Source organism: Nonomuraea glycinis, assembly GCF_014646515.1.
In the GTDB taxonomy this organism is placed as follows: Bacteria; Actinomycetota; Actinomycetes; order Streptosporangiales; family Streptosporangiaceae; genus Nonomuraea; species Nonomuraea glycinis.
On record NZ_BMNK01000007.1, the window covers coordinates 449,289 to 469,000 of the forward strand.

A 19,712-nucleotide genomic window follows, 5' to 3' on the forward strand; every position below is an offset into this window, starting at 1 on the left:
GACGTAACACGTCAAGTACTTGCTATCGTACGTCAAGCAGCGGTCGGGCGAGACGGAGGAGGCACCGTGTCACAGCAGGAGCGGGAGGAGCTCGTCCAGGACCTGATCCGGCTGGTGACCAGCAGGCTGCTGGACCCGCTCGACATCCTCCTGGGCGACGACCCCGCCATCGAGGCGACGCGCCACCGGGTGCGGCAGGACGCCGGCACCTGGGCCGACGAGCTCCTGGGCGACGACCGGGCCCGCGCCACCCACCAGGGCGCGCGCCTGGTCGCGGTCCTCTACCCCGGCGACACCGCCTTCGACCCGCCCGCCGACTGGTGGCGCACCCCCCTCGGCCGGGCCATCGCCCGGCGCGTCGGCCACCCCTCGGCCGAGCGCGTCTCGTACGCCGTCGCCGGGGCGATGCTCGGCATCACCCGGCAGGGCGTCCACGATCTCGTACGACGCGGCAAGCTGCACGCGCACCCGGACGGCGGCGTCACCACGCCGTCGATCCGGGAGCGGCTCGACACCCGAGACCCAGGACAGGCCCATGAGCAGTGACCAGATGATCACCGGCGCGGCGGCGGTGCCGATCGCGATCCGCGACCACGGCGGCGCCGGCCGGCCCTTACTCCTGCTGCACGGCGCGGGCGGCAACCTGCTCCACTGGGAGCGGCTCGCCCCGCTGCTCACCGGCGCCTTCCGGGTGCTGGCCGTGGACCTGCGCGGTCACGGCCGCTCCGGCGACGGCCCGTGGACCTGGAAGGCCGTCCTCGACGACCTCGACGCGGTGGTGGCCGGGCTGGCGGCGGCCGATCCGGTCGTCGCCGGCCACTCACTGGGCGGGATGCTCGCCGGCATGTGGGCCCGCCGCCACCCCTCCTGCCCGGCCGCCATCAGCCTGGACGGCCACCGCGCCGCCGCCACCCACCCCTCCCACTACGCCGGCCTGGCCCCCGAACGCCTCGAACGCGACCTGGCGGCACTGAACGCGGCCTTCACCGCCCAGGCCGAGATGATGGCCCAGCCGATGACCGGCGAGCAGGCCGCCGCCTACCTGCACGGACAGCGCGCCTTCGCCGCCGCGCAGGGCCTGGACGCCGACGCGTGGGAGGAGGCGGCCAGGCGCGGGCTGAGCGAACGCGACGGCCACACCTGGCTGCGGCCCGGCCCCGAGGTCACCCGCGCGCTGCGCGAACTGCCGGAGTTCGCCGACGCGCTACCGGTCTTCGGCGAGGTCACCGCCCCGTTCCTGATCGTGACGGCCACCCGCAACCTGCCCGTGCCGCCCGAACTGTCCGCCCTCATGGACGCCTTCCGCGCCGGCCTCCGCCGCGACCTGACCGCCCTGGCCGCCACCCGCCCGAACATCGAGATCCACGAACTCGACGCCAGCCACGGCATGCTCGCCGAGCGGCCCGACGCCATCGCCCGGCTCATCACCCGCTACGCCTAGACGACCCCCAGGGCGCGTATCGAGACAGACCAGGCCGCCAACCGCTGGTCAGAGCAGGTCGGCCGTCCTGTAGACCGAGACGTGGGAGCGTGATTCCGCGGTGAATGCCTCGCCCGTCCAGCCGGCGTGCCTGGATTCCAGGGTCATTCCGGCCAGTTCGGCCATCAGGTCGAGTTCAGCCGGCCAGATGTACCGGTGCGGGCTGCGGAACAACCGGGCCTCGCGGCCGGCCTCGGGGTCGAACCGGAAGTGATGCGAGACGACCTGCTGGCGCAGGACATCGTAGGTGTCGAGCCCGATGTAGCCCGTCGCCGACTCCCAGACCACGGCCTGCTGACCCGGCGGCAGCTTGCGAAGTTCGGGAACCCACAGCTCGACGACGAACCGCCCGCCCGGCGCGAGATGGCGTGCGGCGTTACGGAAACAGGCAACCTGCTCGGCCTGCGTGAGCAGATTGGAGATGGTGTTGTAGACGAGATAGACGAGCCGGAACTCGCCCGGAGCCTGTGCCGTGGCCATGTCGCCGGCGACGACCGGGATGGCCGCCTCGTCTGCCTTGGTGCGGAGCTGATCGATCATCGGCTGCGACAGCTCGATGCCACTGACCGGGACTCCGCGCTCCGCAAGAGGCAGGGCCACCCGCCCGGTCCCGATCGCGAACTCCAGTGCCGGCCCGCCCTCGGCGAGTTCCACGAGACGGTCCACCGTCGGTCCCAGCACCGCCGGTGCGAACATGCCGGCCCCAGGAGTGTCATAGCCCTGAGCGGCCTGGTCATCCCACATCTCACTGTGAAGCATGAGCAGCGATGATCTCCCACTGCGCGGAGCAGGTCAACGCACTTTCGCCACCGTCTCGTGCGGGCAGGGGCACTGCTCAGCCACGCCCGCAGTTGTCGCGGCCGGCGGTGATGAACGGAAGGCGGCCGCTTTGGCGCTCATCGGCCTGGTCCGGGTCAGCACCGACAAGCAGGAGACCCAGCGGCAGCACGACGCGCTCGACCCGATCTGCCTGAAGGTGTTCGAGGAGAAGACCAGCGGCAAGCTCGCCACCGACGACCGGCCCGCGCTGCTGGACGCGCTGTCCTACATCCGCGACGGCGACATACTGACCGTCCACGAGGTCGATCGCCTCGGCCGCAACCTCCTGGAAGGGCTGATCGTCCTTCAACGACCTGTTCCAGCGCGGCGTCGCCGTCAAAGTGCTGGAGGGCATCGCGGCCGGCGAGCACACCGAACGCTCCCTCATCCTGGACCTGGCCCTCGCCCTGTCCGAAGACAGGCGCCGCGACATCGTCCGCAAGACCAAGAACGGCCTGGAGGCCGGCCCGGGCGGCTTGACAGCCGCGGCGCAAGGTTGCATGGTTAGTTACACATGTAGCTAACCAGTTGGGCGGCTAAGCCAACGATGGACGACGACCGACCGATCTTCCTTCAGATCGCCGAGCTGATCGAAAACTCGATCATCGACGGGTCGCTGGTGGAGGAGGCCCAGGTCCCGTCCACCAACGAGCTTGCCGCCTTTCACCGGATCAACCCGGCCACCGCGGCCAAGGGCGTCAACCAGCTCGTATCGGAGGGAACGCTCTACAAGCGACGCGGCATCGGCATGTTCGTCGCCGGTGGCGCCCGGGCCAGGCTGCGCGAGCGGCGACGGGAACGGTTCACCGAACAGTACGTGGAACCCCTGCTCGCCGAGGCGCGCAAGCTCGGCATCGGCCACGACGAGCTGATGAAGATGATCGATTCATTCGGTGCGGTTGTCGGGAGGGACCTGGGATGACGGCGGTGGTAACCGCACACGGGGTGACCAAGCGCTTTGGTGACGTCACGGCGCTCGACGACGTGAGCTTCGCGCTGGCCGAGCACACGATCTACGGCCTGCTCGGGCGCAACGGGGCGGGCAAGACCACCCTGATGCAGATCCTCACCGGGCAGGCGTTCGCGTCGTCGGGGAACGTGTCGGTCTTCGACGCGCCACCGGTGGAGAACCCGGCCGTCCTGTCGAAGGTCTGTTTCGTCCGGGAGAGCCAGCGCTACCCCCACGTCTACACCGTGCGCCACGTCTTTCGCACCGCACGTCGGCTGTTTGCGAACTGGGACGACACGTTCGCGCACGGCCTCGCCGCGGACTTCCAGCTACCGGCCGGGCGGCTGGTCCGCAGGCTCTCGCGGGGCATGCTGTCGGCCCTCGGCGTGACCGTCGGGCTGGCCGCGCGGGCGCCCCTGACGTTCTTCGACGAGCCGTACCTCGGGCTCGACCCGGCCGCCCGGCAGCTTTTCTACGACCGCCTGCTCGCCGACTACGCCGGGCATCCCCGCACCGTGGTGCTGTCCACCCACCTCATCGACGAGGTGAGCGATCTGGTCGAGCGGGTGCTGCTCATCGACCGTGGCCGGCTGCTGCTCGATGAGGACGCCGACGACCTGCGCGGGCGGGCGGTGGCGGCCACCGGACGGGCGGAGGCCGTGGACGGGTTCGCCGCCGGACGCACCGAGTTGCACCGCGAGCGGTTGAGCGGCCTGGTCCGGTCGACCATCCTCGGTGGGCTCGGACCGCACGCGAAGGCGCTCGCGCAGGCGCTGAACGTCGAGCTGGAGCCGCTGTCGTTGCAGCAACTCGTGGTCCGCCTGACCGTACCGCCGACGACAACGGCGCCGGCGGACCGGGAGGCCGCCCGATGAACCGCATCCGTCAGGTGGCCCGTCTCCAGATGCCGGCCTGGCCGCAGATCCTGGGCTGGACATGGAGCATGATGGCCGTCACGTTCGGCATCAACCTGTTGACCTTCATGGCGAACTACGACCCGGGCGACGGCGTGACGAACACCGGCGGCCTGGTCAGCCTGTGCGGCATCGCGATCGGGATGGCCACCGTCTCGGTCACCCAGATCTTCCCGTACGCGCTGGGCATGAGCGTGACCCGCCGGGAGTTCTACCTGGCCTGGTCGCTGCTCGCGGTCGTCCAGTCGGTGGTCTACGCGCTGGTGCTCTACCTGCTGCGCGCCGTGGAACAGGCCACCGGCTACTGGGGGATGGGGATGCGCTTCTTCGGCCTGCCGTTCATGGATGACGCCAACCCGGTGCTGCTCCTGCTCGGGTACGCGGTACCCATGCTGGTCGTGACCCACCTCGGGATCCTGCTCGGCACGTTGTACCTGCGCTGGGGCGCCACCGGCGTCCTCGCCGGCCTCACCCTGGCGTTCACAGCGCTCGGGCTGGCCGCCGCGCTGATCACGTGGACCCGGCAATGGCACGCGATCGGCCGCTGGTTGCTCGACCAGTCCCCCACGGCGCTGCTCGCCGGCTGGCCGGTCCCGGTGGCCGCCGCGTTCGCGGTCGGCGGGTACAGGCTCATCCGCCGTGCCACGGCGTAGGCGCGGCGGGCACTCGGCCGCTCCGGAAACCGGACAACGCGAACGCCAACTCCGCCGTGATGGGCCGCCAGATTGTCAGCCCTGTCCGCCCGCGTCCTTGGGAGAGATGCAATGACGAGCAACAACACGCCCCCGCCCGCCGCAGGTCTCGGGATCTGGGCAAATCTCGGGATCTGGATCGCATTTGGCGCTGCCTTCGGCCTCCTCGTCGGCGTCGTCGTCGGGGGTTTTTTCGACAACGTCTCTTACGGTGTCGGGCTAGGTTCGTCCTTCGGTCCGGGCCTGGGTGTGGCCGCCTGGGCCGTCTTCATCGCGCCGCGAAGGGATGCCCGCCGCGACTCCTGAGCGTCGCGCCCGAGTATCGGCTACGAGGTCGTAGGCGCCACCGGGAAGTCCAGGAAACAACGCAACGGCGCTGGCGATGGTGGCCGCGTCAGATGATCGCGCCCCCGGCGGGCCGAGATCTGGTGGCGGTTGAGTTGGATCAGCAGCCGGCGCGGAGCGCGCCACCACCATGGCGATGTGGTATCGGTACAGCTTGGTCGAACCGACGCCAGGCCAAGCGGTGTTCCATACTCGGCTCACACTCAGCGTCATCGACGCAGCCGGCGGTCCAGGTGCTCCCGGCGTCGCGGCTGCCGTCATAGCACTCGCCGACCGGATCATCGACTGGGCGGATGGCTACGCTGCCCGTCGTGTTGAGGTGTGACCAGGTCTCGCGGTCATAGGTCTTCGACGTAGTCGGCGGCGATGTCGTCGGGTGGGTTGGTGTACAGGCGCAGGTAGCGGTCGTTGGCGTGGCCGAGGCGGCGCTCGAGTTCGGCGCGGTTGTGGCCGCAGGCCTGCGACAGGCCGTAGGCGAAGGTGTGCCGGGCGTCGTGCGGGCGCAGGGTGCCGAGCTTACGGTCGGGGTCGGGCATCTGGGCGTCGTGCAGGCGGCCGATCTCGCCGACGATGGTGTTGATGGAGCGGGCCGAGAGGCGGCCGTCGGGGCGGTGGGCGGCGATGGAGGCGGCCGACAGCAGCAGCGCGGCCGGGCCAGCGCTGGCGGCGGCGTCGCCGGGCCGCTCCTGGTCGAGGTAGTCGGCCAGCGCCTGGCGGGCGTCGCGGCCCAGGAACACGGTGGCGAATCGTACTCCATCGCCCGGTCCAGCAGGAACTGCTCGCCCTCCCCCGCCTCGGACGGCCTGGGTCGCCGGTGGTCGTGGTGTTCCCTCGACGTGCCCGGCCGTCCTCTTCGCCGCTTCTTGCCAGGTCAGTCCGGGGGCAGGGCGGCCGTCAGCTGCCAGCCGCCCTGCGGCAGCGGACCCGCTTCGACCTGACCGCCTGCTTGGGCCAGCCGCTCGGCCAGGCCCCGCAGTCCACTGCCGCCGCCGTCGGAGGCGCCGGCGGAAGCGTCCTCGGTGGCGGTGGCCGCATCGTCGGCGGTGTCAGTGGCCGTGTCAGTGGCCGTGTCAGTGGCGGGCCCGATCGCGGTGGTGGCGGCGGGAGGTGGGCGGGGGGCGGGGCCGTTGTCGCGGATGGTGAGGGATGTGCCTGAAAGCTCGATCTCCGCCCGGGTGGCGCCGCTGTGTCGGATGACGTTGGTGACGCCCTCGCGCACCACCCAGCCGAGCAGGGTCTGCGCCCGCCCGCCCGGCTCGGGGCCGGTCCTGCGCACCACCGGCTCGACGCCTGCCGCGCGCAGCGCGTCCGCGGCCCGCTCCAGCTCGGCGGACAGGCCGGCCTCGCGGTAGCCGGTGACCGCCTCGCGGATCTCGGCCAGGGCCTGCCTTCCGACCTTCTCGATGTCGCCCGCCTGCCGCCGGGCCTGCTCGGGGTCGCGCAGGGCCAGGCGGCGCGCCGCCTCGGCCTTCACCACGATCACCGACAGCGTGTGGCCGAGCAGGTCGTGCAGGTCGCGGGCGAAGCGCAGCCGCTCCCGCGTCACGGCGGCCTCGGCCAGCTGCTGCCGGGTGTCGTGCAGCTCGGTGATGAGGGTGTGCTGGTGCCGGAGGAACGCGACGACGATCCCGGCGCTGAACGTCCCCCAGGAGAAGGCCATGATCGACTCCAGTCCCCCGCCGCTCCGCCACACCACCAGCGCCGTCACCCCGGTCAGGGCCAGCAGCGCGATCCGTACGCGCCGGCCGTACAGCACGGCCCCGCACGCGATGCCGGCCATGGGGAACAGGTACAGCCAGCCGCCGCCGAAGCGAGCCGCGGCGGCGGTCACCACGGCGGTGAGCGCGGCGAGTGCGGCGAGCCCCGCCGGAGTGGGTGCCGGGCCGCGGCGCAACGCCGGCAGGATCGCGGCCGTGTACAGGGCGGTGGCGGCGGCCAGCATCGGCCAGGCGAGCCAGGCGGGCCGGCTGAGGCCGGCCGCGGTGTCCCAGGCGGCGGCGACGCCCAGCAGGACGAAGACGAGGATCCCTTGCGCGTCGGGCGCGCCGTACGGCCTGGCCTGCGGCGGATGGACGTGGTCGGTGCGCATCGATTCCACGGTAGACGTACGGCGGATGCATGGCGCGACACGTGCTGGGCATTCGATGATCGTCATCGACGCGGGCTCGCCGGTGCCGCCGTTCGAGCGGTCGCGGGCCCAGCTCGCCCGGCGGATCCAGGATCGTACGCTCGCCGTGGGCTCGCGGCTGCCGACCATCCACCGGGTCGCGGGCGACCTTGGCCTGGCCGCTTTTTCTATCAAGTGATTGACTTTCTGGCGGGTCGGCCCTAACTTTCTATCAACTGATAGAAAGTGGAGGGTTGCATGACGGTCAAGCGTGCCAAGCCGGGACCGCGATCACTGGAGCGACAGGAGCGCCTGGTCGCCGCGGGATATCGCGCCATGGTCCGCTCCGGCCTGGCAGGGGCGCGCACCCGCGACATCGCCGCCGAGGCCGGCATCACCGTCGCGACCCTGCACTACTACTTCCCGACCAAGGACGACCTCGTACGGGCCGTCCTGGAGCACACGATCCGCGAGCGGATGCTGGCCCCGCTGCGGCTCGACGCCGACTGGGAGGACGGCCTGGCCGCGCTGCGGACGATGCTCGCCGGCCTGCAACGCCAGGCCGAGGCGGAGCCGGGGCACTTCCGGCTGCTCCACGAGATGGTCTGGACCTCGCACGAGGACCCGGTGATCCACGACATGATCGCCGAGACGCACACCGACTGGCACCAGACGATCACCGGCTGGCTGGAGGCGGGCCGGCGCGAAGGCCGGGTCCGCGGCGATCTCGACACCCGCACCGTGGCGACGATGATCATGTACATCGTGATGGGCATGGTGATGCGCCCTCCCCTGCCCCCCGGCGCCGGCGCGCACCTGAGCGACGAACTGGACCGGCTGCTGGCCTCGTTCGACTGAGAGACATCCAAGGAAGAGACATCCAAGGAGATGACGACATGTCCCACCATTACACCGAGGTACTTATCGTCGGCGGCAGCCTGATCGGCTTATCCTCCGCCTTGTTCCTGAGCCGGCACGGGGTCAGCGTGATCCTCGCCGAGCGGCACGCCGGCACCTCCATCCACCCGCGCACCCCCGGCTACAACGCCCGCACGATGGAGCTGTTCCGGGCGGCGGGCGTGGAGGAGGCCGTGCGCGCGGCGGGGCCCTGGCGGCTCACCGGCTCGGGGCTGCTCTGGGCCGAGAGCCTGACCAGCCCCAACCACCGCTGGCTCGAGCGGCCGAGCAGCCGCCAGGACCTGTCGGCCGTCAGCCCCTGCGACGACGTCATGCTCTCCCAGGACGTGCTCGAGCCCGTGCTGCGCGAGCATGCCGAGGCGTTCGGCGCCGATCTGCGGTTCGGCACGGAGTTGCGCGCGTACGACGACGGGCCGGACGGTGTGACGGCGGTGCTGGCGGATCGGGCCACCGGCGCCCGCACCATGGTGCACGCCGACTACCTGATCGCCGCCGACGGGACCGACAGCAAGATCCGCCGCAAGCTCGGCATCGGCAGGAGCGGCGTCGGCGTGCTGGAGCACGTCGCCGGCATCATGGTCCGCGCCGACCTCGGCAGCGCGCTGCGCGACAGGAGTTTCGCGATCTGCCAGGTGAACAACCCGGGCTTCGCCGGCATGGTCCGCGTCACCGGCGACACGATGGCCCTGCACGTCCCCTACGATCCCGCCGACGGCGTCGGCCAGTTCACCGCGGCGCGCTGCGTCGAGCTCGCCCGTGCCGCCGCGGGCATACCGGACCTGGCGGTCAAACCGCTGGAGGTGCTGCCCTGGCAGAGCACGGCCGCCGTGGCCGACTGGTTCGCCGACGGCCGGGTCTTCCTGGCCGGTGACGCGGCCCACGTCATGCCGCCGGCCGGGGCCTACGGCGCCAACACCGGCATCCAGGACGCCGCCAACCTGGCCTGGAAGCTCGCCTACGTGCTCAACGGGTGGGCCGAGCCGTCCCTCCTGGAGACCTATGACACCGAACGCCGCCCCGTCGCCACCCTGACCGTCGAGCAGGCGCTGGCCACGGGCAGGGACTGGTTCGGCGCCGAGCTGCCGCCCGAGGTCGCGGCGGTCGAGCTCGTCGACGAGGTGAGCGTCAAGTTCGGCTACCGCTACGACGGCGCGGGCTTCGAGGATGCCCACCACCCGACCGGCGACCCCGGCGCCCGTGCGCCGCACGTGTGGCTGCGCCGGCGGGGCCGGCGGGTGTCCACCGTCGACCTGTGGGCTCAGGGGGCCGTGCTGCTGGCCGGGCCCGAGGGCGCCGCGTGGACCGAGGCCGCCGCCCGCCTCATCGGGCCGTGGCTCTCGTCGTACCAGGTGGCGGACGGGCCGGTGATTCCGGCGAGCCCGCTGCTCGGGGACCCGGAGCGGCGCTGGGCGACGGCGTTCGGGGTCACCGGTGGCGGGGCCGTGCTGATCCGCCCGGACGGGTTCATCGCCTGGCGCGCCGCCGAGCCCGCCGGGCCGCACACCGACGCCGTGCTCGCCGAGGCCGTGCGCGCCCTGCTGAGCGGTCAGGTCGCGGAGCACGTACGCACGTCCCTGGTCTGAGCGTCACGCGGACAGCAGCCGGCCCAGTTTGCGCAGGGAGCGGCGGGCCAGCATGACGGCGACCGGCCGTGCCAGCGGCCACAACGCCCGCCCGAGCGGCCCGAACGGCGGCCGCAGCCGCTCGCCCCAGATCACCCGGCTACCCCCCTCGCGGGCCTGGACGCGGATGACGCCCTCGCCCCGCACCAGCCGGCCGATGTGCCGCATCCGCACCAGCGTCGGAGGCTCCCACGCGGTGATCGTCATGACGTCGAGGAATCCGACCGGCCAGATCCCGGTGTAGGCCTCGACCCGGTCGGCGCCCGTCTGCCGGGCCGTGGTCATGAACATCCACTCCCGGTGCCGGGGCCAGTCGGTGACCAGGGCGAACACCTGCTCCGGCGGCGCGGGCACGTGCACGGCGGCGGTCGCGTACACGTACTCCCCCACTTAGATCCCCCTGATGTCGTGGGCCTTGCCGGGTTCGGCGAAGGCCAGCAGCGCGGCGGCCTCGGCCCGGATCTCCTCCGCCTGCCCCGCCGTCACCGGCGCGAACATGTCCACGGTCAGCACGGCCTTGTCCCGCCGCCACGCGCCCTGGACGAAGCCGTCGACCAGGACGGTGCCGAGGACTTGGCCGTTGATGGTGATGACGCGTTTGCGGTGGTCGTCGGAGATGACGCGGCTGCGGTCGGCGTGGCTGAGCAGCAGGTTGTCGAACGGCGCCAGCAGGCGCACGGGCGCCGGCGCGCCGGGCCCCGGCCTGGGCGCGTCCGGCAGGTCGAACAGCTCGCGGCCGTGCTCGTCCTCCAGGACCACGAGCCGGGCCCGCAGCCGGTCGAACACCTCGCGCAGCCTGGTCAGCCCGGACCAGGCCTGGGCGTCGGCGACGGTGGCGGGACCGAACGCGGCCAGATAGCGGAGGACGAGGTCGTCGAGACTGGGGGCCGGGTGCGGCTCGCGGCCGAGCCAGGACTCCACCGTGGCGTAGGCGGTCTGTCCGGCCTTGCCCCACACGGCCCGGGGCGGCACCTGCACGAGCGGCACCAGCATGCGCATGATCTGCGACAGATCCGTCGCGCCGGCGCCGGGGTGGTGCTCGGCCATCCGCACGCCGAGCTGGGCGCCGGTCAGCGGCCCCGCCGCCAGCACCTGACGTCCCGTCGCGACGACCGCGTCCAGGTCCAGCGACGCCATGACCGTGCCGTACGCGTTCAGCAGGTATTTGGTGAGCAGCGGCTGGGTGAGCGGCCGCAGGGTCAGGCCGTCGGCGGCGCTGACCAGGTGGACGGTGCCGCGCATGAGCACGATCCGGACCACCTCCCGCTGCTCCAGCAGCCGCGCCAGCTCCTCGGGGCGGAAGCCGTCCAGGCGCGACCAGAGCCCGAAGTAGGGCGGGAACGGCGCCTGCGCCTGTAATCCGACCAGGTGCTCCACGGCCTGGAGGGCCGGCATGGAGTGGCGCCGCAGCAGCAGCTGGCGGTCGAGGGTGGCGCGGTTGAGCGCATGACGGCTGATCACCGCCTTACCTTAACACCACACAATGCTGTGCGACCTTGCCATAGTGTGTGCCGCACAGTATCGTCATGGTGGTGATCGATGATGACGCGCTCGCCACGCACCGCCAGGAGCTCCGGCGCGGGACCGTCGTGCTGGCCTGCCTGCTGATCCTGGAGCGGCCCGACTACGGCTACGCGCTGCTGGAGGCGCTGGAGAGCAAGGGCTTCGCGGTCGATGCCAACACCCTCTATCCGCTGCTGCGCCGCCTGGAGAAGCAGGGGCTGCTCACCAGCGAGTGGAACACCGAGGAGTCGCGGCCGCGCAAGTTCTACCGCACCAGCGCCGACGGGGCCGAGCTCGCGGCCACCCTCACCGGCGACTGGACCGAGCTCAACACCGCCTTCCGCACCCTCCTGAAGGACGAGTCATGACGGCCACCCTCACCGACCGCTATGTCCTGGCGATGCTGCGCGGCGTTCCCGGCAGGCAGCGCCCCGACCTGGAGCGCGAGCTGCGCGCCTCGATCGCCGACGCGATCGACGACCGGCTGCGGGACGGCGCCGACGCCGGGAGCGCCGAGGCGCAGGTGCTCGCCGAGCTCGGCGACCCCGCGCGCCTGGCCGCCCGCTACACCGACCGGCCGCTGCACCTCATCGGCCCGGAGCTCTACCTCGACTACGTCCGGGTGCTCAAGGCGCTGCTGTCGGCGGTCCTGCCGCTGCTGTTCGTCGCCGCCGGCATCGTGCGGTTCCTCGACGGCGCGCCGATCGGGCGGGTCGTGGGGGACGCGGTCGTCGCCGTCCTGGTGGCGGCCATGCACATCGCGTTCTGGGTGACCGCCGTGTTCGCCGTCGTCGGGCGGTCGCCGGCGCTGCGCGAGAAGGTGCGGACGAAGTGGGACGTCTCCGCCCTGCCCACCTACCGGATCGACCTCGTCGGGCTGATCGGCGGGGCCGTGGTCACGGCCCTGCTCGCCTGCCTGCTCGTGCTGTCCCAGACGGTGGGACCGCTCACCGGCGCCGCCGGCGAGCCGATCGGGGTGATCGCGCCCGCGCTGTGGGAGTCCGGTGCGCTCTACCTGGGCATCTTCTTCGCGGCCGCGCGCATCGGCTTCGACCTTCTGGGCCACTACGTGGGCTGGGGGATGCCGCAGGCCGTGGCGAACGCGGTGCTCACCGTGCTGTTCCTGGTGCCGGTGATCTGGCTCACCACCGGCGGCCTGCTGCTGAACGACGCGTTCTTCGCGGCCCTGGGCTGGCCGCGGGCAGTGATCTCCAACGTCCTCGTGATCGCCCTGGCCCTCATGGGCCTGGCCGACACCGCCGAGGGCTTCCGGCGGGCGTTGCGCCGCCGGCCCACCACGACCACCAGCGAAGGACTGTGATGAAAGCCATCGTGCACGACAGATACGGCTCCCCCGATGTCATGGAATTTCGGGACATCGAGATGCCGGTGATGACAGACGACGACGTGCTCGTCCGCGTCCACGCGGTCTCGCTCAACCGGGGCGACTGGATCGTCTCCAGCGGATCGCCGTACGTGCTCCGCCTGGTGTTCGGGCTGCGCCGGCCCAAGCATCTCGTGCCCGGCAGGGACGTCGCCGGCCGGGTGGAGGCGGTGGGGGCGAAGGTCACCAGGTTCCGCCCCGGCGACGAGGTCTACGCCGAGAACGACTTCGGGACCCTCGCCGAGTACACCTGCGTCCCGGAGCGGCTGCTGGAGATGAAACCGGCCAACCTCACCTTCGAGCAGGCCGCCGCGGTGCCGGTGGCCGCCACCACCGCCCTCCAGGCGTTCCGCGGCCGGTTACGGCCCGGGCACGAGGTCCTGGTCAACGGCGCCTCGGGAGGCGTGGGCACCTTCGCCGTGCAGATCGCCAAGGCCGCCGGCGCCCGCGTGACCGGCGTCTGCAGCACCAGGAACACCGGCCTGGTCCGCTCGCTCGGCGCCGACGACGTCATCGACTACACCAAGGACGACTTCACCCGGGGCGAGCGGCGCTACGACGTCATCCTGGACCTGGTGGGCAACCATCCGCTGTCGGCCCTGCGGCGCACCCTGACCCCCACCGGCACCCTCCTGCTCTCCTCCGGCGAAGGCGGCCGCTGGTTCGGGCCCATGCGCCGCATCCTCCGCGCCCTGGCGATCTCATCGTTCGTCCGCCAGAGCCTGCGCCCGGTCAGCGCGAGCGGCAACCACCTGGCCGAGCTGAAGGACCTCATCGAAGCCGGGAAGATCACCCCGGCCATCGACAGGACCTACCCCCTGAGCCAGACCGCCGAGGCGCTGCGCTACCTCGGCGTGGAACACGCGCGGGCGAAGGTCGTCATCACCGTCCACGCCGCCGAAGCCGGCTGACGAACCCCGCGTGCTCGCCGTGCTCATGGGGACGCGCGCAGCCCGGCCACGATGTCCGCCACCCGGTCCACCTCGTCCTCGGTGTTGTAGTAGTGCGGTGACAGGCGCAGGCACCACTCGACGTCCTTGTCCGCGAAGTCGAACTGGGCGAACTCCCGGAAACTGAGCGCCGAGTTGACCCCCGCCGCGTCCATCGCCGCCTTGAACGGCTCCGCCTGCCAGCCCTCGACCTCGAAGGTCACCAGCGCCCCCAGCGTCCGGCCCCGGTCCAGCAGGCGCACGCCCGCCAGGTCGCCGAGCCGGGCGCGCAGCCGCGCCGCCAGCGCCGGGGTGCGCCGGGCGATCGCCGCCACGCCGACCTGGCGGGCGTAGCGGACGGCCGCCGCGCACCCCAGCACGGTGGCGTACGGGAACTCCCACTCCTCGAACCTGGCCGCCGACTCCACCGGCCGGTAGCTGTCCGGCGAGACCCAGCGGGAGCCGTGCATGTCGATGAACAGGGGCTCGTACCCGTCGCGCAGGACCCGGTCGGACACGTACAGGAAGCCCGAGCCGCGCGGGCCGCGCAGGAACTTACGGCAGGTGGCGGTGAGCAGGTCGCAGCCGATCTCGGCCACGTCGATCGGGAACTGCCCGACGGACTGGCAGGCGTCGACCAGGTAGAGCAGGCCGAGTTCGCGGCAGTGCGCGCCGATCTCGGCGATCGGCTGGACCAGGCCGGAGTTGGTGGGGATGTGGGTGGCGCTCACCAGGCGGGGCCGGTGGGCGCGCATCAGCGCCGCCATCGCGGCCACGTCCACGCCGCCTTCGGGCAGGTCGGGAGCGTGCACCAGCCGCACCCCGAACCTCTTGCGCAGCGACAGGAAGGCGATCTGGTTGGAGATGAAGTCGTTGCGGGTGGTCAGGATGACGTCCCCGGCCTCGAACGGGATCGACGACAGCGCGGTGGCGTAGGCATGGGTGGCGCTGCCCGCGAAGGCGATGTTGCCCGGCGCGCAGTTGATCAGCGCGGCGGTCTCGGTGTAGAAGGCGCGGACCTGCTCGGCGCGGGCGGCGGCCGCCTCGTAACCGCCGAGGCGCGCCTCCAGGTTGAGGTGGTCGAGCATCGTGGCGAGGACGGGGGCGGCCAGCAGGCCGCAGCCGGCGTTGTTGAAGTGCACCACCTGCTCGCAGCCCGGGGTGTCGGCGCGCAGCGCGGCGACGTCCAGTAGTGTTTCCGCCCCAGCGCCGGTAGCGCTACCATGAGTCTTCATGTCCGACAGTAGCACTTCCACCGATCTGGCCTCCAGCCTCCGCACGCTGCTGACCGGGCTGGCGCCGGGCGACCGGCTGCCCAGCAGCCGCGAGCTGACGCAGCGCTACCGGGTGGGGCCGGGCACCGTCTCGCGGGCGATCGCCACCCTGGCCGCCGAAGGGGTGGTGGTCACCCGCCCCGGCAGCGGCACGTTCGTCGCCCCTCGCCGGGAGCGGGCGGCCGACGGCGTGCCGGACACCTCCTGGCAGTCGGTGGCCCTGTCCGGGCGCGACTTCGACCCGGGCGTCGCCGTCGAGCCGCCGCGCCCCCTGCCCGAGGGGATGATCGCCATGGCGGGCGGCTACCCGCACGAAACGCTCCAGCCGACCCGGGCCCTGGGCGCCGCTCTGGCCCGCGCGGCCCGCCGGCCGGACGCCTGGCACCGCGCTCCCACGGCCGGCCTGGCGCCCCTGCGCGCGATCTTCGCCAGGCAGGCGGGCGGGGCCGTCACCGCCGAGGACGTGCTGGTCACCGGTGGCGCGCAGGGCGCCCTGTCCATGCTCTTCCGGGCGATCGCCGCGCCCGGCGGCGCCGTGCTGATGGAGTCGCCCACCTATCCGGGCGCGCTGGCCGCCGCCCGCGCCGCGGGGCTGCGCCCGGTGCCCGTGCCGATGGACGGCGACGGCATCCGCCCCGGCCTGCTCGCCGACGCCTTCGCCATGACCGGCGCCCGGGTCCTGTACTGCCAGCCGACGTTCCACAACCCGACCGGCACGGTGCTCGCGCCCGAGCGACGCGGGCAGGTCGCCGAGGTGGCCAGGGCCGCGGGCGCCTTCCTCATCGAGGACGACTTCGCCCGCCACCTCGGACACGGCGGCCCGCTGCCGCCCCCGCTGGTCGCCGACGACCGCGACGGCACGGTGATCCACCTGACCTCGCTCACCAAGCCCGCCGCGCCCAGCCTGCGCATCGGCGCGGTGATCGCCCGCGGCCCGGTGCTGCGGCGACTGGCGGGCATGCGCTTCGTCGACGACTTCTTCACCGCCCGCCCCCTGCAGGAGGCGGCCATCGAGCTGCTCAGCACCCCCGCCTGGGACCGCCACCTGCGCGCACTCGGCGCGGCGCTGCGCGAGCGCCGCACCCTCCTGGCCGGCGCGCTGGCCTCGCGGGTGCCCGGCTGGCGGCTCACCCGCACCCCGGCGGGCGGCCTGCACCTGTGGGTGGAGTTGCCGCCGGGAGCCGACGACGCCGCCTTCGCGGCCGCCGCCCGCGAGCACGGCGTGGCGGTCGACGCCGGCCGCCGCTTCTTCCCCGCCGAACCGTCCGGGGCCTACCTCAGGCTCAGCTTCGCGGCCGCCGCCGACACCGCCGACCTGGCCGAAGGCGCCCACAGGCTCGCGGCGGTGGCCCGGGGCGAGGTGCGCGTCCGGGCGGAGACGTTCAGTCCACGGTGATCGCGTTGGCGGCGTGGTGGATGGGCGTGTTGGCGGGGCCCAGCTTCTGGTTGGCCTAGGCGAACGGGCGCATGCGCCGCTCATAGGCAGTGAAGGCCTCGTCGTGGCCGTCGTGGCGCGCCAGCTCGGCGGCCAGGACGTAGGCGCCGACGAGGGCGAGACCCGTGCCCTGGCCCGAGGCGGTGGAGGCGGCGAGCGCGACCCGGCCCTTCGACCAGCGGCCGAGATGGACCTGGCTGAGCCTGTCGAAGGAGAAGTCGGGCGCCTCGGCCATCCCGGCGAGGAGCGTGGGCACCTCCCAGCCCTCGCCGGCGAAGGCGTCGGCGAGGAGCTCACGCCGCCCGGCCTGGTCGCGGCGGTCGTGGTCGAGCGGCGGGGAGGCGAACAGGAACATCGCCTTGGCAATGCAGGCCGTCGGCGCCGATGATCAGGTCGAAATGGCGGGTCCGCCCGCTGTGGAAGGTGACGGCGGTCCCGTCGATCGCCGCGATGCTGTCCCCGACGTGTGAGACGTTTGTTCAAGACGAACGTCTGGAACATATGTAGAATCACCGTATGGGAAATCGCGAAGACCTGCTCGCGGGAGCGAAGCGCTGCCTGCTGGCCAAGGGGTACGCCCGGACGACCGCGCGCGACATCGCTTCGGCGTCCGGCGTGAGCCTGGCCGCGATCGGCTACCACTTCGGGTCGAAAGAGGCGCTGCTCAACGCGGCCCTGACGGGGGCGGTGGAGGAATGGGCGGACGGGTTCGGCCAGTTGTCGGGGCAGCGGTTCGCGGACGTCTGGCCCCGGGTCGTGGAGTCCTTCGCGGAGTCCAAGCGGCTGTGGGCGGTGCAGTTCGAACTGCTCGCGCACATGGACTCCGGGCAGATGGACCCCGGCCTGCGCGCCACCCTGGCCGAAGCCAACCGGCAGGCGCGCGAAGGACTCGTCCAGCTGTTCGGCCACGATGAGCCCGACGACCGGCTCGGCGCCCTCTACCAGATGCTGCTGGCCGGAGCCGCGGCGCTGTGGCTCGTCGACCCCGCCAGCGAGCCGTCCGCCGACGACCTGCTCGCCGCCATGCGGACCGTCGCCGAACAACACCCGTGAGCGGCGCCGGCGGCGACCCGGTCGCCTATCATGTCAGTAAGATGACTGACTCAGTGAAGAGCGCGACGCGCAAGCCGGGCAAGCGTGAGCGGTTGGTGACCGCCGCCACGCGGGTGCTGCACGAGCAGGGAGTCGAGAAGACGACGCTCGCCGACATCGCCCAGGCGGCCGAAATTCCCGTGGGCAACGTCTACTACTACTTCAAGACCAAGGACCAGCTCATCGAGGCGGCGATCGGCGCGCACGCGCAGCACCTGCACACGATGACCGCCATCCTGGAGCAGCACGCCGCCACGCCGCAGGACCGCCTCAAAGCCCTCGTCCAGGGCTGGGTGGACCAGCGCGACCTCACCGTCAGCTACGGCTGCCCCACCGGCACTCTCTGCTCGGAGCTGGGCAAACGGGCCGACGGCCTGGACCGGGTGGCGGCCGGCGTCATGGGGCTGCTGATCGACTGGGTGGAGCGGCGCTTCGCGGAGATGGGCCGGGCCGACTCCCGTGAGCTCGCGGTCGCCCTGGTCGCCGCCTACCAGGGGATCTCGCTGCTCACCAACACCTTCCGCGACCCGGAGCTGATGACCGCCGAAGGGCGCCGCCTCACGCGCTGGATCGACTCCCTCGCCTGAAGCCCGCCGTCACCGCCCGCCGAGCGGGGCCCGCCGCCGCACGACCTTGCGCTGGGTGATGCGCCACCCGCCGTCACCGCGCACGATCACGTCCTCGTACGTGACACTCGCGCAGGTGCCGTCCGCCTGCACGCCGATCCCCTTGGACAGGCCGTGCACCGTGCCGTCGGCCTGCTGGGTGAGCACGATGTTGGTGACGTGATGGCCGACGGGGTTCGCCTCGCCCAGCGCGAGCGCCGCCTCCCGCAGCGCCGCCAGCCCCTGGATGATGCCGCCACCGAGGTCGGTGACGTCGTAGCGGATGCCGGCGGTGAAGAGCTCGTCCAGGCGGTCGAGCTCGCCCGCGTCCACGAGATGGCCGTGCAACGAGATCAGCTCGATGATGGCCGTACGGTCCTCAACGGTCAGTGTCATCCCAGTCCCCTCGTCGAGCTCCCTGCTGCGACGTTACCCGTGCGCCGCGAGATCAACGGTTGTCAGATGGCGGTGGTGCCGCCGTCGGCGACGAGCTCCATGCCGTTGACGTAGCTGGAGTCGTCGGAGGCGAGGAAGAGGGCGGCGGTGGCGATTTCGTCGGGGCGGCCCATCTGGCCGCGGGGGATGAGGGACTCGAACTGGCGCTTGGTGGCCTCGTCGAAGAGCTCTTCCTGCTTGGCGGTGGCGACCTGGCCGGGGGTCAGGACGTTGACGCGGATGCGGCGGTCCTTGAGCTCGTTGAGCCAGACGCGGGCCCAGGCCTGCTGGACGGCCTTGCTGCCGGCGTAGACGCTCCAGCCGGGGAAGGCGCCGAGGGAGGCGTTGGAGCCGGTCATGAGGATGGAGCCGCCGTCGTTGAAGAGCGGGAGCGCCTTCTGAACGGTGAACAGGGTGCCGCGGGCGTTGAGCCAGAACGCGGCGTGGAAGTGGGCCTCGGTGATCTCGCCGAGCAGGGCGGGCTCGCCCATGCCGGCGCTGGCCCACAGCACGTCGAGGCTGCCCTTCTCCCGCTTGACCGTGTCGTACAGGCGGTCCAGGTCGTCCAGGTCACCGGCATCGCCCTGGACGCCGGTGACGTTACGGCCGATCTGCTTCACGGCCTCGTCCAGGGCGTCCTGGCGGCGGCCGGTGATGAAGACGTGCGCTCCCTCGTCGACGAACAGCTTCGCGCCGGCCAGCGCCAGGCCGGTGGTGCCGCCGGTGATGACCGCTACCTTGCCGTCAAGCTTTCCCATGGTCGCTCCCTGGGTCAGTGGTGCCGAGCGCACCTGGGGTGACGGTGTTATGTACACCGATCTGTTTGCTTACGGTACAGACTGAGCGGCCGGGGCGCAATCTATGTACACCGGTCGTTACCCAGCCGGGGCGCCATGGACCCATGACGGAGTTGGAGAAGGGCCCCAGGGGCGGGCTGGACGCGCTGCCGGCCCCGCAAGCTGCCGTTGTGCTGAACGGCCTCAGCCCTCGGCCATGGCTTCAGGAGTTCGAGGCCGACACGCACGCAGTGCGTGAGCGATGAGGTCCGGGATCGGGTATCAGGGCTTGTGTTCCAGCGCCGCCAGCCGTTCGGCGACTTTGTCGCCGATGGTGACGAGCATCGCCATCTCTGCCGCAGTGAGATGTTCGATGAACACGTCGCGGACGTCGGCCACGTGCTGCGGAGCCGCGACCTTGATCAGGTCGCCG

The 19,712-nt window shown here is 72.0% G+C and carries 25 protein-coding genes; 16 read left to right on the forward strand and 9 right to left on the reverse strand.

Going from position 1 to position 19,712, the window contains the following annotated elements; genetic code table 11:
- Window positions 1-66 precede the first annotated feature (66 nt).
- Both IEY87_RS22500 and IEY87_RS22505 read left to right on the forward strand, forming a co-directional pair.
- Entirely contained in the window at window positions 67-546 is a 480-nt protein-coding gene (locus IEY87_RS22500) for a hypothetical protein (RefSeq protein ID WP_189140695.1), read from the forward strand.
- The gene (locus tag IEY87_RS22505) at window positions 536-1,441 is read left to right on the forward strand and encodes an alpha/beta fold hydrolase (RefSeq protein WP_189140696.1); all 906 of its coding nucleotides are present in this window, start codon (window positions 536-538) and stop codon (window positions 1,439-1,441) included. Before IEY87_RS22500 ends, IEY87_RS22505 begins: the two co-directional genes overlap by 11 nt.
- Before the next feature lie 48 nt (window positions 1,442-1,489).
- On the opposite strand, the gene IEY87_RS22510 is transcribed toward IEY87_RS22505, so the two are convergent.
- On the reverse strand, window positions 1,490-2,239 hold the full coding sequence (locus IEY87_RS22510; RefSeq protein WP_189140697.1) for a class I SAM-dependent methyltransferase: 750 nt from the start codon (window positions 2,237-2,239) through the stop codon (window positions 1,490-1,492).
- On the opposite strand from IEY87_RS22510, the gene IEY87_RS22515 reads away from it, so the two are divergent.
- The 5 genes from IEY87_RS22515 to IEY87_RS22535 all read left to right on the forward strand — a co-directional run bounded on the left by IEY87_RS22515 (window position 2,238) and on the right by IEY87_RS22535 (window position 5,160).
- Window positions 2,238-2,807, forward strand: coding sequence for a recombinase family protein (locus tag IEY87_RS22515; RefSeq protein WP_229699369.1), 570 nt, complete (start codon window positions 2,238-2,240; stop codon window positions 2,805-2,807). The genes IEY87_RS22510 and IEY87_RS22515 overlap by 2 nt on opposite strands.
- A 39-nt stretch (window positions 2,808-2,846) precedes the next feature.
- A complete protein-coding gene (locus IEY87_RS22520; protein ID WP_189140698.1) occupies window positions 2,847-3,221 on the forward strand; it encodes a GntR family transcriptional regulator in 375 nt (124 codons plus the stop codon).
- Entirely contained in the window at window positions 3,218-4,123 is a 906-nt protein-coding gene (locus tag IEY87_RS22525) for an ABC transporter ATP-binding protein (RefSeq protein ID WP_189140699.1), read from the forward strand. Before IEY87_RS22520 ends, IEY87_RS22525 begins: the two co-directional genes overlap by 4 nt.
- On the forward strand, window positions 4,120-4,815 hold the full coding sequence (locus tag IEY87_RS22530; protein WP_189140700.1) for an ABC transporter permease: 696 nt from the start codon (window positions 4,120-4,122) through the stop codon (window positions 4,813-4,815). The genes IEY87_RS22525 and IEY87_RS22530 overlap by 4 nt, the downstream gene beginning before the upstream one ends.
- Window positions 4,816-4,926: 111 nt before the next feature.
- Complete coding sequence (locus tag IEY87_RS22535; RefSeq protein ID WP_189140701.1) at window positions 4,927-5,160, forward strand: hypothetical protein; 234 nt, start codon at window positions 4,927-4,929, stop codon at window positions 5,158-5,160.
- Window positions 5,161-5,537: 377 nt separating this feature from the next.
- On the opposite strand, the gene IEY87_RS22540 is transcribed toward IEY87_RS22535, so the two are convergent.
- Entirely contained in the window at window positions 5,538-5,936 is a 399-nt protein-coding gene (locus IEY87_RS22540) for a tyrosine-type recombinase/integrase (protein ID WP_189140702.1), read from the reverse strand.
- A gap of 134 nt (window positions 5,937-6,070) precedes the next feature.
- On the reverse strand, window positions 6,071-7,288 hold the full coding sequence (locus IEY87_RS22545) for a sensor histidine kinase (protein WP_189140703.1): 1,218 nt from the start codon (window positions 7,286-7,288) through the stop codon (window positions 6,071-6,073).
- A 55-nt stretch (window positions 7,289-7,343) separates the two neighbouring features.
- On the opposite strand from IEY87_RS22545, the gene IEY87_RS22550 reads away from it, so the two are divergent.
- The 3 genes from IEY87_RS22550 to IEY87_RS22560 are packed head-to-tail and all read left to right on the forward strand — an operon-like array spanning window position 7,344 to window position 9,807.
- Window positions 7,344-7,505, forward strand: a complete 162-nt coding sequence (locus tag IEY87_RS22550; protein ID WP_225277254.1) for a hypothetical protein — start codon at window positions 7,344-7,346, stop codon at window positions 7,503-7,505.
- A 59-nt stretch (window positions 7,506-7,564) separates the two neighbouring features.
- On the forward strand, window positions 7,565-8,164 hold the full coding sequence (locus tag IEY87_RS22555) for a TetR/AcrR family transcriptional regulator (protein ID WP_189140704.1): 600 nt from the start codon (window positions 7,565-7,567) through the stop codon (window positions 8,162-8,164).
- 38 nt (window positions 8,165-8,202) lie between these two features.
- Complete coding sequence (locus IEY87_RS22560; protein ID WP_189140705.1) at window positions 8,203-9,807, forward strand: FAD-dependent monooxygenase; 1,605 nt, start codon at window positions 8,203-8,205, stop codon at window positions 9,805-9,807.
- A gap of 3 nt (window positions 9,808-9,810) precedes the next feature.
- On the opposite strand, the gene IEY87_RS22565 is transcribed toward IEY87_RS22560, so the two are convergent.
- Window positions 9,811-10,236 carry an SRPBCC family protein gene (locus IEY87_RS22565; protein WP_189140706.1) on the reverse strand — a complete coding sequence of 142 codons (426 nt, stop codon included), beginning with the start codon at window positions 10,234-10,236 and terminating at the stop codon, window positions 9,811-9,813.
- The gene (locus tag IEY87_RS22570; protein WP_225277255.1) at window positions 10,237-11,307 is read right to left on the reverse strand and encodes a winged helix DNA-binding domain-containing protein; all 1,071 of its coding nucleotides are present in this window, start codon (window positions 11,305-11,307) and stop codon (window positions 10,237-10,239) included. It abuts the gene before it with no gap.
- Window positions 11,308-11,372: 65 nt separating this feature from the next.
- Here IEY87_RS22570 and IEY87_RS22575 point away from each other — a divergent pair, with 65 nt between their 5' ends.
- Genes IEY87_RS22575 through IEY87_RS22585 form a run of 3 tightly spaced genes read left to right on the forward strand, consistent with a single transcriptional unit; the run spans window position 11,373 to window position 13,644 of the window.
- The gene (locus tag IEY87_RS22575) at window positions 11,373-11,717 is read left to right on the forward strand and encodes a PadR family transcriptional regulator (RefSeq protein WP_189140707.1); all 345 of its coding nucleotides are present in this window, start codon (window positions 11,373-11,375) and stop codon (window positions 11,715-11,717) included.
- Window positions 11,714-12,670, forward strand: a complete 957-nt coding sequence (locus IEY87_RS22580) for a permease prefix domain 1-containing protein (protein ID WP_189140708.1) — start codon at window positions 11,714-11,716, stop codon at window positions 12,668-12,670. Before IEY87_RS22575 ends, IEY87_RS22580 begins: the two co-directional genes overlap by 4 nt.
- Window positions 12,670-13,644 carry an NAD(P)-dependent alcohol dehydrogenase gene (locus IEY87_RS22585; RefSeq protein ID WP_189140709.1) on the forward strand — a complete coding sequence of 325 codons (975 nt, stop codon included), beginning with the start codon at window positions 12,670-12,672 and terminating at the stop codon, window positions 13,642-13,644. The genes IEY87_RS22580 and IEY87_RS22585 overlap by 1 nt, the downstream gene beginning before the upstream one ends.
- A gap of 23 nt (window positions 13,645-13,667) precedes the next feature.
- Here IEY87_RS22585 and IEY87_RS22590 read toward each other — a convergent pair whose 3' ends face one another.
- Complete coding sequence (locus IEY87_RS22590; RefSeq protein WP_189140710.1) at window positions 13,668-14,897, reverse strand: aminotransferase class V-fold PLP-dependent enzyme; 1,230 nt, start codon at window positions 14,895-14,897, stop codon at window positions 13,668-13,670.
- On the opposite strand from IEY87_RS22590, the gene IEY87_RS22595 reads away from it, so the two are divergent.
- Window positions 14,896-16,332, forward strand: coding sequence for an aminotransferase-like domain-containing protein (locus IEY87_RS22595; RefSeq protein ID WP_189140711.1), 1,437 nt, complete (start codon window positions 14,896-14,898; stop codon window positions 16,330-16,332). The two genes, IEY87_RS22590 and IEY87_RS22595, sit on opposite strands and share 2 nt — an antisense overlap.
- A 55-nt stretch (window positions 16,333-16,387) precedes the next feature.
- Here the strand turns inward: IEY87_RS22595 and IEY87_RS22600 are convergent, their stop codons facing one another.
- Window positions 16,388-16,726: a Rossmann-fold NAD(P)-binding domain-containing protein gene (locus IEY87_RS22600; RefSeq protein ID WP_189140712.1), complete on the reverse strand. Its 339-nt coding sequence runs from the start codon at window positions 16,724-16,726 to the stop codon at window positions 16,388-16,390.
- A 161-nt stretch (window positions 16,727-16,887) separates the two neighbouring features.
- Between IEY87_RS22600 and IEY87_RS47000 the strand changes: the two genes are divergently transcribed.
- On the forward strand, window positions 16,888-17,424 hold the full coding sequence (locus tag IEY87_RS47000) for a TetR/AcrR family transcriptional regulator (RefSeq protein WP_189140713.1): 537 nt from the start codon (window positions 16,888-16,890) through the stop codon (window positions 17,422-17,424).
- 41 nt (window positions 17,425-17,465) lie between these two features.
- Window positions 17,466-18,050: a TetR/AcrR family transcriptional regulator gene (locus IEY87_RS22610; RefSeq protein ID WP_189140714.1), complete on the forward strand. Its 585-nt coding sequence runs from the start codon at window positions 17,466-17,468 to the stop codon at window positions 18,048-18,050.
- Between the two features lie 9 nt (window positions 18,051-18,059).
- On the opposite strand, the gene IEY87_RS22615 is transcribed toward IEY87_RS22610, so the two are convergent.
- Together IEY87_RS22615 and IEY87_RS22620 are read right to left on the reverse strand one after the other, a co-directional pair.
- Window positions 18,060-18,464: a nuclear transport factor 2 family protein gene (locus tag IEY87_RS22615; protein ID WP_189140715.1), complete on the reverse strand. Its 405-nt coding sequence runs from the start codon at window positions 18,462-18,464 to the stop codon at window positions 18,060-18,062.
- Between the two features lie 62 nt (window positions 18,465-18,526).
- Window positions 18,527-19,261 carry an SDR family NAD(P)-dependent oxidoreductase gene (locus IEY87_RS22620; protein ID WP_189140716.1) on the reverse strand — a complete coding sequence of 245 codons (735 nt, stop codon included), beginning with the start codon at window positions 19,259-19,261 and terminating at the stop codon, window positions 18,527-18,529.
- Window positions 19,262-19,712 lie beyond the last annotated feature (451 nt).